This window comes from Methylobacillus pratensis, assembly GCF_054072455.1.
The window spans coordinates 192,504-208,542 of sequence record NZ_JBSUSR010000002.1 but is presented as its reverse complement, the minus strand read 5'-3'; the positions used below and the strand labels follow the sequence as shown (position 1 = coordinate 208,542).

Below are 16,039 nucleotides of genomic sequence, written 5' to 3'. Positions count from 1 at the left end.
AAGAAAGGTTGTAGTGTTGCGTATTATATCCCTGAATCTCAATGGCATCCGTTCCGCTGCCAGCAAAGGCTTTTATCCGTGGATGCAGCAACAGCAGGCAGATATCGTCTGTTTGCAGGAACTGAAGGCGCAGGAAGCCGACATGACGGCGGAAATGCTGCAACCGGAAGGCTATTACGGCTATTTCCATTACGCCGACAAGAAAGGGTACAGCGGTGTGGGCATTTACTCGCGGCAGAAGGCCGATGCCGTGATCGTGGGGCTGGGGATGGCCGATATCGATAGCGAGGGCCGCTACCTGGAGGCGCGCTACGGCAATTTGAGCGTGGTGTCGCTTTACCTGCCTTCCGGTTCCAGCGGGGAAGAGCGGCAGTCATTCAAGTTCAGCGTCATGGAGCGTTTCATGCCGCACCTCGAGTCATTGATCCGGGATGGCCGCGATGTCGTCATCTGCGGCGACTGGAATATCGCCCACCAGGAGGCCGATCTCAAGAATTGGCGCGGCAACCGCAAGAACTCGGGCTTCCTGCCGGAAGAGCGCGCCTGGCTCACGGATTTGTTCGGCCGCATCGGCTGGGTGGACGTTTACCGCTTGCTGCATCCGGATACCACCGATGCCTGCTATACATGGTGGAGCAACCGCGGGCAGGCGTGGGCGAAGAATGTCGGTTGGCGCATCGATTACCAGGTGGCAACGCCGGCATTGGCTGCCCGGGCGGTCAGCGCCTCGATATACAAGGATGCGCGCTTCAGCGACCACGCGCCGCTTACCGTCGATTACCAATAGTGTTTGGTAGGTCAATCATTTGACAAGTCAGGATACATAATGATCAAGCAAGGCTGGGGGGCTACCCTCAAGGCCGTGGTGAGCGGGCGCATGCTGGTGGCACTGATGATGGGGTTCGCGTCGGGATTGCCTCTGCTCCTGACCGGTTCCACCATGCAGGCCTGGCTCAAGGAGTCTGGCGTGGACCTCGCCATGATAGGCGCAGCGGCGATGATAGGCCTGCCGTATACGCTCAAGTTCCTATGGGCGCCATTGTTCGACCGTTACACCATCCCGCTGTTCGGGCGGCGGCGCGGCTGGCTGGCCCTGAGTCAATTGGCGTTGGTGTTCGCCTTGCTTGCCTTGAGTATGAGCGACCCGGCCAGCAGTTTGTGGGGCGTGGCGGTTGCTGCCTTGCTGGTGACCTTTTTCTCGGCGTCGCAGGATATCGTCATCGATGCCTATCGCCGTGAAAGCTTGTCCGACCAGGAGCTGGGCCTGGGGTCCGCCATGTTCGTCAACGGCTACCGCGTCGGCATGCTGCTCGCTGGCGGTGGCGGCCTGATACTCGCCGACCTGCTGACGTTCCCCAAGATGTACCAGCTGATGGCCCTGTTCATGGGCTTGTGCATCCTGGTGACGCTATTCTCCCCTGAGCCCAGGGAAGCCGCAGGCAGCCCCCGCACCTTGCGCGAAGCTGTGGTGGAGCCGTTCCTGGAATTCTTCAAGCGGCCCGAGGCCATTACCATCCTTGCCTTCATCCTGCTCTACAAGCTGGGCGATACCCTGGCTTCGGCCATCAACGTGCCCTTCTATCTCGACCTGGGCTTCAGCAAGAGCGAGATCGGCGCTATCGCTAAATTGTTCGGCTTCTGGGCTACGCTGATAGGCGGCACCATGGGCGGCATCTGGATATTGCGCATCGGCCTATACCGCTCATTGTGGCTGTTCGGCTTCCTGCAAATGGCATCGACTTTCGGCTTTGTACTGCTGGCGCAGGTGGGATACAACCTGCCCATGCTGACCGGTGTCATCGCTGTGGAGAACTTTACCGGCGGCCTGGGCACCGCTGCTTTCGTCGGCTTCATGGGCGCCATGACCGACAGGCGATTCACCGCCACCCAGTACGCCTTGCTTTCCAGCCTCATGGGCGTGCCGCGCGTGATTCTCTCCACGCCTACGGGATGGATGGCGGGAGAAATTGGCTGGACCATGTTCTTCCTCTTGTGCACCGTGCTTGCCATACCGGGCCTGCTCATGATCCGGCGCTTCAGGAGCTGGGAGCCGCATGCCTGAACTCAGCCTGTTCGCTGCCCTGCTGGTTGGCCTGTTGGGCGGTGGGCATTGTGCGGGAATGTGTGGCGGCATCGTGGGCGCCGTAAGCATGAGCATGCCTGGCAGCCGGCCGCAATGGCGCTTGCTGCTGGCCTACAATCTCGGGCGAATCGGCAGCTATGGCATTGCCGGTGTGATTGCTGGCGCGGTAGGCGCCAGCAGCTTCTTTCTGCAGCACCTCCTGCCGGTCGGCAAGGTGTTGTATGCATTAGCGAATATCATGCTGATTTTGCTGGGGCTTTACCTTGCCAATCTCTGGCATGGCGTGATCGCCCTGGAGCGAATTGGCGCGGTGTTATGGAAGCGGTTGCAGCCGTTCAGCAAGCGCTGGCTGCCGGTGCGCAACATTGCCCAAGCGGGCATGCTGGGCGCGATCTGGGGCTGGCTGCCGTGTGGGCTGGTCTATAGCGTGCTGATCGCCGCCCTGGCGACAGGTAGTCCAGAGCAGGGCGGGCTGCTGATGCTGGCTTTCGGGGTGGGAACATTGCCGACCCTGCTGGCAATGGGCATGGCGGCGGTGCGTCTCAAGGCTTGGTTACAGCGGTTGTGGATCCGGCGCGTCAGCGGCCTGGTGGTGCTGCTGTTTGGCGTGCTTGGCTTGGTGCGCCTCTGGTTTTGAGTCTGTAACCCAGGATTGGGATCAATAACTGATCGGCCAGCCGGCCTGCTCGAAACGGTAGATCGCCAGGCTGCCCAGCAGGTTGGGCATGAAGCTGACGGTGTCGCCTTCGTTGATGACGATGCGGTCGGTGATGCGGATATTCATCTTGGCGCACAGCGCCTCGAAGTCGTCGATGGTGCACAGGTGCAGGTTGGGCGTGTTGTACCACTGGTGCGGGATATTGTCCGACACCGGCATATGTCCGGCCATGAGCTGGATGCGGTGGCGCCAGTAGCCGAAATTGGGGAAGGTGATGATGCCTTGCTTGCCCACGCGCAGCATTTCGCGCAACACGCCTTCGGTATTGACCATCGCCTGCAGGGTCTGAGACAGGATGACGTAATCGAAGGACAAGGAGTCAAACCCTGCCAGTCCCGCCTCAAGGTCCATCTGGATCACATTCACGCCATGGTCGATGCAGGCCAGCACGTTATTGTCGTCCTTGTCCACGCCGTAGCCCTTGACTTCGAGCTTCTCGCGCAGGAACGACAATAGGGAGCCGTTGCCGCAACCCAGGTCCAGTACCTTGGATTGGGGTTGTATCCAATTTGCGATTAACGCAAAGTCGTGTCGATTTTCTGCTTCTCTCACAATTTCCGTTGTGCTCATGTGCTGGCTCCTGTATCGATTTTGGCGAGATAGGCGCGCAGAATCTGGTGGTAGTGCGGGTCGGGCATCAGGAATGCATCGTGCCCATGCGCGGCGGTGACTTCCGCATAGCTGACGCTCAATTCGTTATCCAGCAGGGCCTTGACGATCTCGCGCGAACGCGCCGGCGAGAAGCGCCAGTCACTGGTGAACGATACGACCAGGAAGTCCGCCTTGGCCTTGGCAAGCGCGAGGCTGAGGTCGCCGCCGTGCGTAAAGGCGGGGTCGAAGTAATCGAGCGCCTTGGTCATGCGCAGGTAGCTGTTGGCGTCGAACGCGGTGGCGAACTTGTCGCCTTGGTAGCGCAAGTAGGATTCCATTTCGAACTCCACCTCGAAGTTGTACTTCAGGCTGCCGTCGCGTAGTTTGCGGCCGAATTTCGCGCCCATTGCGTCATCGGAAAGATAAGTGATGTGGCCCAGCATGCGCGCGATGCGCAGGCCGCGGTTGGGCACTACGCTGTGTTCGTAATAGTCGCCGTTATAAAATTCCGGATCGGTCATGATGGCCTGGCGCGCGACTTCATTGAAGGCCAGGTTCTGCGCCGTGAGGTTGGGGGCGGAAGCGATCACCAGCGCATGGCGCACGCGCTCGGGGAAGTCCAGCGTCCATTGCATGGCCTGCATCCCGCCCAGGCTGCCGCCGACGACGGCGGCCAGTTGCCTAATGCCGAGCTGGTCGAGCAGCATGGCTTGCGACTTGACCCAGTCCTCCACCGTCAGCATGGGAAATTTCGAGCCCCAGGGCTTGCCGGTGGCCGGGTTGATGCTGGCAGGGCCGGTGCTGCCGTGGCATCCGCCCAGGTTGTTGAGCGCGATGACGAAGAACTTGTTGGTATCCAGCGGCCGGCCGGGGCCGATGAGGTTGTCCCACCAGCCGGGGTACTTGTCGTCTTCCTTGTGCTTGCCTGCCGCATGATGGTTGCCCGATAGCGCATGGCAGATCAGCACGGCATTGGATTTGCCGCTGTTCAATGTGCCATAGGTCTCGTAGACAATCTCGAACGAGGGTAGCGCTTCGCCGCTTTTCAGGATGAGCGGTTGCTGGAAATGGGCGGTTTGCGGGGCGACGATGCCGACGGATGAAGAATCTTGCATGGATGGGATTATACTATGGCTTATGTCAGACCATCATACCCCGCAAGCGGGTTCTGTGCTTGCCGCTTACCAGGGAATCTCGCCGCAAATCGGGCGGGAAGTTTACATCCATCCTGCGGTGGTGATCATTGGGGATGTGGTGCTGGGCGACCATGCCTCAGTCTGGCCGGGCACCGTGATCCGTGGCGACGTCAACCATATCCGCATCGGCGAGGGTAGCAATATCCAGGACGGCTCCATCCTCCATGTCAGCCATAAATCCAGCTGGGAGCCGGAAGGTTGCCCCTTGGTCGTGGGCGCCAATGTGACGGTGGGGCACAAGGTAATCTTGCATGGTTGCACGCTGGAAGACGAATGCCTGATCGGCATGGGCAGCATCGTCATGGATAAAGTTGTCGTACAAAAGCACGTATTGCTCGGCGCAGGCAGCCTGGTGCCGGAAGGCAAGGTGCTGGAAAGCGGATTCCTCTACCTGGGCAGTCCGGCGCGCAAGGTCAGGGCGCTGACGGAAAAGGAAATCGCCCATTTCATGTATTCGGCCCAGCATTACATGCGCCTGAAGCAGCATTACCTGATGGCTGCCGGCAATGCGCTGTAGACAGCAGTTCTGCCATCGCCTAAAGTAGCAAGCATTATGAATGCCTTCAATCTTCTGCTGATTCTGCGACTGTGGCGGCTACCTGCCATTGCCCGGCGCGTCGGATCATTGCATTGAGTTGTTGATCTTCAGATGGCGATGCGGGCCTTGTCCCGTTGTTGCTGTCTCTCCGTGATAAGGCCTGTGTTTTTGAATGTTTAGATACAGGTTTTCCTTATGCATCCATTTCTTGCAAAATTCTTTTCCTCGCGTCAGCAGGCGTTGGGCGTATTGTTTGCGCTGGTGTCGGCGATTGGTTTTTCCGCCAAGGCGATTTTCGTCAAGCTAGCCTATGTCGAGCCTGTCGATGCGGTGACGCTGCTGGCCTTGCGCATGGCATTTTCGGTGCCGTTCTTCATCGTTGCCATGTTTTACGGACAGGAAAAAGCAGCGGAGATGCAGCGGCGCGATTGGCTTGCGGTGCTGGTCCTGGGCTTCGTCGGATATTATCTTGCCAGCTTCCTGGACTTTCTCGGCCTGCAATACATCAGCGCCGGGCTGGAGCGCCTGATCCTGTTCCTCTACCCGACAATGGTGGTGCTCATCAGCGCGCTGGTGTTCCGCGAACGTATCGGCAGGACGGTGATGGTTGCACTCTTGCTGAGCTATGCCGGCATCGTGCTGGTGTTCGTGCATGATTTCAGCATGAACGGCGATGGCCTATTCCTGGGCGGCGCATTGGTGTTTGCCAGCGCGTTTGCCTATGCGGTCTACCTAGTCGGGGCCGGGCATACCATTGCCCGCATCGGGGCCATGCGCTTCACGTCGTATGCGATGACGGTGGCTTGCCTGGCCTGCATAGCCCAGTTCCTGTTGACGCATCCGCTGGATGCATTGCGGCAATCGGGCCGGGTTTATGTCTTGACGGCGAATATGGCGCTTTTTTCCACGGTATTGCCGGCATTTGCCCTGGCGGCCGCCATGAAGCGCATCGGTTCGATGCGGACCTCGATGATAGGCGCGTTGGGGCCGGTAGCGACGATTTACCTGGCATACGTCTTCCTCGGCGAGCAATTGTCGCTGATCCAGTTCCTGGGGTCGGTGCTGGTGCTGGTTGGGGTGATGATGATTAGTTTGCGGAAGAAGAAGTGATGGGACGACACGCTATCGTCATCATGGCTTGCAAAGTGTGCAAAGGATGATGGGGTGTTGGGGAAATAAAATGAAATATGTATTGGCTATCGTTGTCGCCCTGCTCGTTTTCCCGGTTGAGGCGGCCGGCTGGAAGGAGAGCGACGATATTGGCGCACTTTTCAAGAATGCCGGCATCAACGGCACATTTGTTCTTTATGATGTTGCCGATGATGCATATATTGGTTACAACCAGTCCAGGGCTGAGACGAGGTTTGTCCCGGCTTCAACCTTCAAGATTCCGAATGCGCTGATTGGGCTCTCGGTTGGCGCGGTGAAGGATGTGGATGAAGTCCTGCCTTACGGCGGCCAGCCCCAGTTTATGAAAGCGTGGGAAGAGGATATGGGCTTGAGAAAAGCCATTATCCTGTCCAATGTTCCGATTTATCAGCATCTCGCGCGGCGTATTGGACTTGAGCGCATGCGGGAAAACATCGTGAAAATGGATTATGGGAACCAGGAGATTGGTTCCCAGGTGGATCGTTTCTGGCTGGATGGCCCGCTCAAGGTCAGCGCGATAGAGCAGGCTCGGTTCCTTGCCAGGTTGGCTCAGGGCATATTGCCGTTCCCCGCACCGTTGCAGGCGAGCGTCAGGGAAATTATCCAGGTGGATCAGGGTAAGGACTGGGTGCTATATGGCAAAACCGGTTGGGAGAGTGCCCCTAATCCCGGAGTTGGATGGTGGGTGGGATGGGTGCATAAAAACAATCGTATTTACACATTCGCCTTGAATATGGATGTTCATAACGCCTCTGATGCAGACAAGCGAGTGGCGTTTGGCAGGAAAAGCCTTGCACTGTTGGGAATATTGTAAGCGCAGCGCAGGGCGCATTCGTTTGCAGACGTCTACGCGAGCTGTCCTAGCGTAACCCTTTCATGCCCTGCCAGATCAGTCGCGGTGTCGATATTGGTAAAACCATGGTGTTGCAGGATATTGCGTACCGCAGCGCCTTGCTGGTAGCCGTGTTCCAGCATGAGCCAACCGTTGGGGGTGAGATGGTCCGCGGCTTGTGCACTGATGATGCGGATGTCATCTAAGCCATCTGCACCGGAGGCCAGGGCGGTGACGGGTTCAAAGCGCAGGTCACCTTGCTGCAGGTGCGGGTCGGCGGTTTCGATATAGGGCGGATTGCTGACGATGAGGTCGAAGCGCTGGTCTTTCAGGGCGCTGAACCAGTCGCTGTGCAGTGCTGCGACATTGTGCGCGGATAATTGTCGGGCGTTCTCCCTGGCAATCGCGAGGGCGGCTTCCGAATAATCCACGATGGTGACCTTGGCGTGCGGCCGCTCGAGCGCCAGCGTGATGCCGATCGCCCCTGTGCCGGTGCCCAGGTCTAGAATTCCGCAGGCTTGGTTAACTGAGATGCGATCAAGGGCGGCTTCCACCAGGGTTTCGGTATCAGGCCGCGGGATCAAGGTGTCTGGCGTCACAATGAAATCCCGGCCGTAGAATTCGCGCCTGCCCAGGATATGGGCAACGGGCTCGCCCTTGATGCGCCGGGCGAGCAAGGATTCAAATCGTGCGCGAAGCGCGTCTGTTACGGCGTCGTCGCCATGCGCAATCAACCAGGCATAGTCGACGTTGCCAAGGCTGTGCTGCATGAGGGCGCGGATTTCTATGCGTGACTCAACCATATCCAGGCCGCCAGCTTGCTGCAGGCGGTTGGCGGCGCAGGACATGAGGTTCTTGAGCTTGGCCATGGTCTGGCTGTTAGCGGTGATGGCGCCAGAGGATGGCCACGATCACGATGTTGGCGGCAAATACCGCAAACCCAAGCCAGCTGAAATGCGCGAGCAATTCCAGTATCTCGAATGGCAGGTAAAGGCCCGCGCTGGCCATGCCGAGCACGACGGCCCAATGCCGGCCCAGCCATAGGCCGTAGGCTTCCAGCAGGCGGATGGCGGCATAGAACATGGCGCCGAATGCCAGGGCCATCAGCCTGGGCTCGGTGATATTGCCGGCCCAGTGCAACAGGATGCGTGGGTAATGGTTGGCAGGGTTGAGGTGCAGGTGGCGGACCAGGGTCTCCGCATACGCCTGCCAATCGGCGTTGACGAAGCGGAACAGGGCGAGCGAGGCGCCTAGCACCAATATCCCCTTGCTGGCCTCGAACAGGGCGATCGTGCGCAGGCTGGCGTTCATTCCGGTCTAGTTTTCCTCGCCCAGCGTGGCGAGCAGGTCGGCCTGGTGCTCCGCTGCCAGCGCATTGATCAGCTCGTCCATGTCGCCTTCGGTGATGGCGTCGATCTTGTACAGCGTCAGGTTGATGCGGTGGTCGGTGATGCGGCCTTGCGGATAATTGTAGGTGCGTATGCGCTCACTGCGGTCGCCCGAGCCGATCAGGCTGCGGCGCTCGCTGGCGATCTTCCTCTGCTGTTCGTCCACTTGCTTGGCCTTGATGCGCGCGGCAAGCACTTGCATCGCCTGGGCCTTGTTAGAATGCTGGCTACGGCCGTCCTGGCATTCCACCACAATGCCGGTAGGGAAGTGGGTGATGCGCACCGCGGAATCGGTCTTGTTGATGTGCTGGCCGCCCGCGCCCGAGGCGCGGAAGGTGTCGATACGGATGTCGGCAGGGTTGATGGTGACGTCGCTAACCTCGTCCACTTCCGGCAATACCGCCACGGTACAGGCGGAGGTGTGGATGCGGCCCTGGGTCTCGGTTTCCGGCACGCGTTGCACGCGGTGGCCGCCCGACTCGAACTTGAGTTTGGAGTAGGCGCCGAAGCCTTCGATCTTGGCGATGACTTCCTTGTAGCCGCCGACTTCGGACTCGCTGGCGGAGACGATTTCCACCTTCCAGCGCTGGCGTTCCGCGTAGCGTGAATACATGCGGAACAGATCGCCGGCGAACAGCGCGGATTCATCGCCGCCAGTGCCGGCGCGGATTTCCAGGAAGATGTTGCGTTCGTCGTTGGGGTCCTTGGGCAGCAGCAGCTTTTGCAGCTCCTGAGCAATATCCTCGAGCCTTTGCTTGCCGCTTTCCAGCTCTTCCTGCGCGAATTCCTTCATCTCCGGGTCGGAGAGCATGGCCTGGGCTTCCTTGATGTCGTTGCCGGCTTGCTCGTAGGCGCGGAATTGCTCGACGATAGGCGTGATCTCGGCGTGTTCGCGTGTGATCTTGCGATAGTTGTCGATGTCGTTGGTCGCATCCTCGCTCGACAGCAGGCGATTCAGTTCGTCCAAGCGCTCGCTCAAGGTGGCGAGCTTTTTAATCATTGAAGGTTTCATTGCTGGGAAAATTGGAACACTAAAGGTGAATGTCGGGGTTGGATTAATGATGGATCTGGTACAGCTGGCGCAGCATAGCTTCCAGTTGGTCGCGGTCTTCGCCGCTGACATTATTGAGCGCGTGGCTGGGGCCGTGCAGCAGTTTGTTGGTGAGCGCATTGCTCAATGCGTCCAGCACCTGCGCCGGGTCGTCCCCGCGGGCCAGTAGTTTGCGCGCTTTTTCCAGCTCGCTCAGGCGGTGGCGCTCTGCCTGCTCGCGCAATGCGCGGATGGTTGGCACCGCGCTGCGGGTTTTCAGCCATTGCATGAAGTTGTCCACACGCATGTCGATGATGGCCTCGGCTTCCGCCGCAGCTTCCTGGCGGTTCTCCATGCCCTCCTGCACCACTTGCGCGAGGTCGTCCACGGTGTAGAGGAACACGTCGTCGAGCTCGCCCGCTTCCGGTTCGATATCGCGCGGGACTGCCAAGTCCACCATGAACATTGGCTTATGCTTGCGGTTGCGGATCGCGCGCTCCACCATGCCCAGGCCCACGATGGGCAATTGGCTGGCAGTGGAAGTGATGACGATGTCGAATTCCGCGAGGCGGTCGGGCAAGTCGGCCAGCAGCATGCTGGTGCCGCCGATACTGGCAGCGAGCTCCTGGCCGCGCTCCAGCGTGCGGTTGGCCACCGTCAGCGACAAAGGCCGATGGGCGGCAAAGTGCTCGGCGCAGAGTTCTATCATCTCGCCTGCGCCAATGAACAGCACGTGCTGGTTGTTCAGCGCGCCGAAAATGCGCTGCGCAAGGCGAGTGCTGGCGGCAGCCAGCGATACCGAGTTGGCGCCGATATTGGTATTGGTGCGCACTTCCTTGGCAACCGAGAAAGTGCGCTGAAACAGCTTGTGCAGCAGTGTGCCAAGTGTGCCGGCATTTTCCGCGATTCGCACTGCCTGCTTCATCTGGCCCAGGATTTGGGCTTCGCCCAGCACCATGGAGTCGAGTCCGGAGGCTACGCGGAAGGCGTGCTTGACGGCGTCTTCCTGTGGCAGGGTATACATGTAGGGAGCAATGGTCTGCGGTTGCAACTGATGGTAACCGGCCAGCCATTCCAGGGCTTTTTGCGGGTTGTCGGTGTTGCAATAGAGTTCGGTGCGGTTGCAGGTAGACAGGATGGCGGCTTCGCGGATGCCGTAAGAGTTCAGGTCGCGCAGCGCGCCGCCGAGATGCTCGTTCTGGAAAGCGACGTTCTCACGTATGGAAACTGGTGCGGTCGTGTGATTAACGCCGACTGTAAATAAATGCATCCTGCAATTTTCCTGTATCGCGGCAACTTGAGCAACAATTTCAAGCAATTAAGCTAAGGTAATTGTGCGCGGCAGGCCGCTATCATACTCTCATTTGACGGCATTGAATGAAGCTGTTCATTAGCGGGCGAAATATTGGTGCCCGAATTTTCCTGTCGCCATGGTGCTGAAGCGCCTCGTATCCTAAGTATAAACCTGATTACAGTATGGATTTTGCAATAAGCGTTGCTGAGGCCGGGTGCGTTGACACATTTTCGGTTAAAATAAGGATTTTTTACGCTATACAACCTCAATATCATGGCTAAACCATTCAGAATTGCCCCTAGTATCCTTTCCGCCAACTTTGCCAAGCTGGGCCAGGAAATCACCGATGTGATCACTTCCGGCGCGGATATTGTCCACTTTGACGTGATGGACAACCATTATGTTCCCAACCTGACCATCGGCCCATTGGTCTGTGAGGCGATTCGTCCGATTACCGACGCCATCATCGACGTGCATCTGATGGTGAAGCCGGTGGATCGCATCATCCCCGATTTCGCCAAGGCGGGTGCCAACATCATCACTTTCCACCCCGAGGCTTCCGACCATATCGACCGCAGCCTGTCGCTGATCCGTGACCAGGGCTGTAAGTCCGGCCTGGTGTTCAATCCTGCCACCCCGCTGTCGTACCTGGACTACGTTATGGACAAGGTCGACATGGTGTTGCTGATGTCCGTGAACCCCGGCTTCGGCGGTCAGAAATTCATTCCCGGCACCCTGGACAAGCTGCGCGAAGCGCGTGCGCGTATCGATGCCTACACTGAGAAGACTGGCCGCGAAATCTGGCTGGAAATCGATGGCGGTGTGAACCCTGCCAATATCGCCGATATCGCCCGCGCCGGTGCCGATACGTTCGTGGCAGGCTCTGCCGTGTTCGGCGCAGGCAAGGATACCGATCCTAACCGTTACGACACTGTCATCAGCGCATTGCGTGCCGAGCTGGCCAAAGTATAGGCAGCATGCGCATGAACGCCCGAATCCTGAATTATCGCAGCAGCTGGCGATGGTGGCGCTGAAGTAGCCGCCTTGACCCATGAAGACTCATGGGCGCCACTCAATTAGAAAATCATCAGGATTCGGGAGTTTTTTCATGCTGCAAACCATCAGTCAACAGGAGTTTGATGCCCTGGCGAGCCAGGGTTACAACCGCATTCCCCTGGTCATCGAGACATACTCCGATCTCGACACGCCGCTTTCACTCTACCTCAAGCTGGCTAACCAGCCTTATTCCTACCTGCTCGAATCGGTGCAGGGCGGGGAGCGCTTCGGCCGCTACTCCATCATAGGTCTGCCTGCCCAGGTGCGCATAGAGGCGCACGGCCAGGCAGTCAAGGTGCTGGACCGCGACGCGGTGATCGAAGAGGTGCAAGATGTGAATCCGCTGGATTTCATCCAGGCCTACCAGGCCAGGTTCCGCATTCCTACCTACCAGGGGCTGCCGCGCTTTACCGGCGGCTTGGCGGGATACTTCGGCTACGACACCATCCGCTATATCGAGCGCCGCCTGGCGGGCAAAGCCAAGCAGGATGCGCTCGGCGTGCCTGATATTCTGCTCATGGTCTCGGAAGAGATTGCCGTGGTGGACAACCTTTCCGGCAAGCTGTATTTCATCGTGTATGCCGACCCGGCAAGCGAAAGCGCCTACACCAAGGGCATACGGCGCCTGAGCGCATTGGTGCAGCGCTTGCGCCAGCCGGTGGTTATTCCTGATGCCGCCGCCATGCCGGCAACCGAGGCCCATTCGGAGTTCGGCGAGGCGAGCTTCAAGGAGGCGGTGGCCAAGTCCAAGCAGTACATTTTTGATGGCGACATCATGCAGGTGGTGCTGTCGCAGCGCATGGCCAAGCCTTTCACGGCGCCACCGTTGTCGCTCTACCGTGCCTTGCGTAGCCTCAATCCCTCGCCCTATATGTTCTATTACGACATGGGGGACCACCATGTCGTCGGCGCTTCCCCGGAAATTCTGGTGCGCCTGGAGGACGACACGGTGACCTCGCGGCCGATTGCCGGTACGCGCCCCCGCGGCAAGACCCGCGAGGAGGATGTCGCCCTGGCGGAAGAATTGCTGGCCGATCCCAAGGAAATTGCCGAGCACGTGCAACTGATGGACCTGGGGCGCAACGACGTCGGCCGTGTTGCGCAAGTCGGCAGCGTCGCGGTGACGGACAAGATGGTGATCGAGCGTTATTCGCACGTGATGCATATCGTCTCGAATGTCGAGGGCAAGCTCAAGCCTGGCTTGCATGCCATCGACGTGCTCAAGGCGACCTTCCCTGCCGGCACCCTGAGCGGCGCGCCCAAGGTGCGCGCCATGGAAATTATCGATGAACTGGAACCGAGCAAGCGAGGCATTTATGGCGGCGCTGTCGGCTACCTCGGCTTCAATGGCGACATGGACCTGGCGATTGCCATCCGCACCGGCGTAATCAAGGATGGCATGCTGTATTCCCAGGCCGGAGCAGGCATCGTCGCCGATTCGGTGCCGGAAAACGAATGGATAGAAACCCAAAACAAGGCGCGTGCAGTATTGCGCGCAGCGGAGATCGTACAGGCAGGGCTCGATAACAAGGAGTAGGTATGGCGGCAGCTAACAGCCGGATCTTGCTCCGGCTTATCATTCTGGCACTCGGGTGTTTTGTCGTGGGCATGCTGGGTAGGGTACTGCCGTTCTCCGTCTTGCAGGCTAATCTCGTCTGGCTGCCCGCAGGTGTCGCGGTTGCCGCCATGCTTCGCTGGGGCATGGCCTATTGGCCTGCTGTTCTGGGGGCGCAGCTTGCACTGGCTTTCACGACCTACGACCCTGTTCCCGCCAATGCGCTCTTGATCGTCGCACTGCCGCTGGCCAATACCGTGACCTATGCCTTCACCGCGTGGATATTGCGGTTGAGCGGCTTCCATCACGGGCTGGACAGGATACGCGACATTCCCGTCATGGTCCTTAGCGTTGCTGCGGGGATGCTGGTATCGACCGTGGTCAATGTGGCGATTCTGCATCAGGCAAAGTTGGTCGATCTGCAAGGCGTTCTGCCGTCTTTGTTGTTCGGCTGGGTCGTCAATGTGCTCGGTATGTTATTGCTGCTGCCTTTGCTGTTGAATGTCACCTGGGCGGAAATCCAGAGTTTCTGGCAGCGGCGCGCGCGTTTCACCTTACTGGCCGTGGTCGCGGTGGCAGTGGAGTGGGCGATCTTCCAGCTGGCGCCGAATTATGCCGATCAATACATGTGGTTTGCTTTCCTGGTCCTGCCGCTGGTGGTGTTGATCTCCATGCGCATGGGCATCACCGGCGCCTCCATCGTGGTGCTGGCCTTGTCCATCGTGGCGATGGCATCGGCCCGGGTTGATTACCAGGCCGGGCTGGACTATGCGGGATATCAGCCGGTATGGGCGCTATGGGTGTTGATGAGCACGCTTTCCATCGTCGGCATGCTGATTGCCGCCCTGCAATCCTCGCGCGAGGTGACCGAAAAGGCATTGCGCAACAGCGAGACCAAGTTCAGGGCGGTGATCGAGAATGCCCAGGACGGGATTGTCAGCATTGACGAACAAGGCAGGCTGGTGGAATTCAATCATGCGGCAGAGGTCATGTTCGGCTACCGCCGTGAAGACGTGCTGGGCAAGATGCTGGCGGATACCTTGATCCCGCCTGCGATGCGCGAGGCGCACAGGCAGGGCCACCAGCGCTACCTGACTTCGGGCGTCAGCAAGATGCTTGACCGCAGGCTGGAACTCAGCGCCTTGCGTGCTGACGGCACCGAATTCCCGGTCGAGCTGACCATCACTTCGCTCAAGGAGCAGGGCGTGCCGCTCTTGACGGGATTCTTTCGCGACCTGACCGAGCGCCGCAAGGTCGAGTCCGAGATCCGCAACCTGGCTTTTTACGATGCGCTGACCAGCTTGCCGAACCGCCGTTTGCTGCTGGACAGGTTGCAGCAGGCGATTGCGGCAAGCGTCAGGCATGGCAAGCATGGCGCTGTGCTGTTTATCGATCTGGATAATTTCAAGGCGCTCAATGATTCGCGCGGACATGATGTCGGCGACTTGCTGCTGGTGGAAGTGGCGCGCCGCCTGCGCCAGTGCGTGCGCAACGAGGATACGGTAGCCCGGCTAGGCGGCGACGAGTTCGTGATCGTACTGGAGGACCTGAGCCTCAACCTGGAGCAGGCCATCGCGCAAACCAGGCAGGTCGCGCAAAAGGTCTTGGAGATCATCAATCATCCGTACGAGTTGGGCGAGATCGAGCATCACAATTCATCCAGCATCGGCATTGTCCTGTTCAATGGCAATTTCGTTACCATGGAGGAATTGCTCAAGCGTTCCGATACCGCCATGTACGAGGCCAAGGCGGCCGGGCGCAATACATTGCGTTTCTTCGATCCCGCCATGCAGGCTGCCCTGGAGAGACGGGTCGATATGGAGTTGCAGCTACGCCTGGCGATCGTGCAGAAGCAGCTTAGGCTGTTTTGCCAGGTGCAGGTGGATGCCGAGCGCAAGGTCTTCGGCGCGGAGGTCTTGCTGCGGTGGCAGCATCCAGAACATGGCCTGCTTTCCCCCAAGGAGTTCGTCGGCATTGCCGAGGACAGCGGGCTGATCGTGTCGATAGGCCACTGGGTGCTGTACAACGCCTGCCTGCAGCTTAAGGCCTGGGAGGACCGTCCGGGGTTCGATGGTTTGCAGCTTGCCGTGAATGTGAGCGCCCGCCAGTTCCGCCACGTCGATTTCGTCGACGAGGTCAGGAAAATCCTGCAGAGCACAGGGGCGGACCCCAGCCTGCTCAAGCTGGAACTGACGGAGAGCGTGGTGCTGGACAATATAGCGGATGCGGTTGCGAAGATGAACGCCTTGCGGGAGCTCGGGGTGCGATTCTCCATGGATGATTTCGGCACCGGGTATTCCTCGCTGGCTTATCTCAAGCGCCTGCCGCTCAGCCAAGTCAAGATCGACCGCTCATTCGTACGCGATATCGCCGAGGACGCCAGCGATGCGGCCATCGTGCAGGCCATCCTGGCGATGAGCAATACCCTGGGGCTGAAGGTGATTGCAGAAGGCGTGGAGACCGAGGTGCAGTTCGAATTGCTGCAAAGCTACGGCGGCCGGTTCTTCCAGGGATATTTGTTTGCCAAGCCCATGCTGATACAGGATTTTGAACAGCTGGTGCAGGACAAGGACTTTTTTTTATGATGAATTGCGCCCACAATAACAGGT

15 protein-coding genes are annotated in these 16,039 nt (G+C 59.0%); 9 read left to right on the top strand and 6 right to left on the bottom strand.

The genetic code is table 11. The features are described from left to right. Positions 1–16 precede the first annotated feature (16 nt). The 3 genes from ACW4YW_RS05625 to ACW4YW_RS05615 are packed head-to-tail and all read left to right on the top strand — an operon-like array spanning position 17 to position 2,720. Positions 17–787, top strand: a complete 771-nt coding sequence (locus ACW4YW_RS05625) for an exodeoxyribonuclease III (protein ID WP_457136980.1) — start codon at positions 17–19, stop codon at positions 785–787. Between the two features lie 39 nt (positions 788–826). Beyond that, on the top strand, positions 827–2,062 hold the full coding sequence (locus ACW4YW_RS05620) for an AmpG family muropeptide MFS transporter (RefSeq protein ID WP_457136673.1): 1,236 nt from the start codon (positions 827–829) through the stop codon (positions 2,060–2,062). Beyond that, positions 2,055–2,720 carry a sulfite exporter TauE/SafE family protein gene (locus ACW4YW_RS05615; RefSeq protein WP_457136672.1) on the top strand — a complete coding sequence of 222 codons (666 nt, stop codon included), beginning with the start codon at positions 2,055–2,057 and terminating at the stop codon, positions 2,718–2,720. Before ACW4YW_RS05620 ends, ACW4YW_RS05615 begins: the two co-directional genes overlap by 8 nt. A 21-nt stretch (positions 2,721–2,741) precedes the next feature. Here ACW4YW_RS05615 and metW read toward each other — a convergent pair whose 3' ends face one another. Then, the gene (gene metW, locus ACW4YW_RS05610) at positions 2,742–3,371 is read right to left on the bottom strand and encodes a methionine biosynthesis protein MetW (RefSeq protein WP_457136671.1); all 630 of its coding nucleotides are present in this window, start codon (positions 3,369–3,371) and stop codon (positions 2,742–2,744) included. Beyond that, positions 3,368–4,507 (bottom strand): homoserine O-succinyltransferase MetX, encoded by a 1,140-nt coding sequence (metX, locus tag ACW4YW_RS05605; RefSeq protein ID WP_457136670.1) that lies wholly within the window; start codon positions 4,505–4,507, stop codon positions 3,368–3,370. The genes metW and metX overlap by 4 nt, the downstream gene beginning before the upstream one ends. Before the next feature lie 22 nt (positions 4,508–4,529). Between metX and ACW4YW_RS05600 the strand changes: the two genes are divergently transcribed. The 3 genes from ACW4YW_RS05600 to blaOXA all read left to right on the top strand — a co-directional run bounded on the left by ACW4YW_RS05600 (position 4,530) and on the right by blaOXA (position 7,089). Next, positions 4,530–5,105 carry a gamma carbonic anhydrase family protein gene (locus tag ACW4YW_RS05600; protein ID WP_457136669.1) on the top strand — a complete coding sequence of 192 codons (576 nt, stop codon included), beginning with the start codon at positions 4,530–4,532 and terminating at the stop codon, positions 5,103–5,105. Between the two features lie 216 nt (positions 5,106–5,321). Next, positions 5,322–6,236, top strand: a complete 915-nt coding sequence (locus ACW4YW_RS05595) for a DMT family transporter (RefSeq protein WP_457136668.1) — start codon at positions 5,322–5,324, stop codon at positions 6,234–6,236. Positions 6,237–6,306: 70 nt separating this feature from the next. Beyond that, entirely contained in the window at positions 6,307–7,089 is a 783-nt protein-coding gene (gene blaOXA / locus ACW4YW_RS05590) for a class D beta-lactamase (RefSeq protein WP_457136667.1), read from the top strand. 32 nt (positions 7,090–7,121) lie between these two features. Here blaOXA and prmC read toward each other — a convergent pair whose 3' ends face one another. Genes prmC through hemA form a run of 4 tightly spaced genes read right to left on the bottom strand, consistent with a single transcriptional unit; the run spans position 7,122 to position 10,795 of the window. After that, positions 7,122–7,976, bottom strand: a complete 855-nt coding sequence (gene prmC / locus ACW4YW_RS05585; RefSeq protein WP_457136666.1) for a peptide chain release factor N(5)-glutamine methyltransferase — start codon at positions 7,974–7,976, stop codon at positions 7,122–7,124. Between the two features lie 10 nt (positions 7,977–7,986). Further along, positions 7,987–8,418 (bottom strand): DUF2127 domain-containing protein, encoded by a 432-nt coding sequence (locus ACW4YW_RS05580; protein WP_457136665.1) that lies wholly within the window; start codon positions 8,416–8,418, stop codon positions 7,987–7,989. A gap of 6 nt (positions 8,419–8,424) precedes the next feature. Then, the gene (gene prfA / locus ACW4YW_RS05575) at positions 8,425–9,507 is read right to left on the bottom strand and encodes a peptide chain release factor 1 (protein ID WP_457136664.1); all 1,083 of its coding nucleotides are present in this window, start codon (positions 9,505–9,507) and stop codon (positions 8,425–8,427) included. Between the two features lie 43 nt (positions 9,508–9,550). After that, complete coding sequence (gene hemA / locus ACW4YW_RS05570) at positions 9,551–10,795, bottom strand: glutamyl-tRNA reductase (RefSeq protein ID WP_457136663.1); 1,245 nt, start codon at positions 10,793–10,795, stop codon at positions 9,551–9,553. A 297-nt stretch (positions 10,796–11,092) separates the two neighbouring features. Here hemA and rpe point away from each other — a divergent pair, with 297 nt between their 5' ends. The 3 genes from rpe to ACW4YW_RS05555 all read left to right on the top strand — a co-directional run bounded on the left by rpe (position 11,093) and on the right by ACW4YW_RS05555 (position 16,015). After that, positions 11,093–11,791 carry a ribulose-phosphate 3-epimerase gene (rpe, locus tag ACW4YW_RS05565; RefSeq protein WP_457136662.1) on the top strand — a complete coding sequence of 233 codons (699 nt, stop codon included), beginning with the start codon at positions 11,093–11,095 and terminating at the stop codon, positions 11,789–11,791. 136 nt (positions 11,792–11,927) lie between these two features. Then, positions 11,928–13,412 (top strand): anthranilate synthase component I, encoded by a 1,485-nt coding sequence (gene trpE, locus ACW4YW_RS05560; RefSeq protein ID WP_457136661.1) that lies wholly within the window; start codon positions 11,928–11,930, stop codon positions 13,410–13,412. Positions 13,413–13,414: 2 nt separating this feature from the next. Further along, positions 13,415–16,015, top strand: coding sequence for an EAL domain-containing protein (locus ACW4YW_RS05555; RefSeq protein ID WP_457136660.1), 2,601 nt, complete (start codon positions 13,415–13,417; stop codon positions 16,013–16,015). Positions 16,016–16,039: the final 24 nt, after the last annotated feature.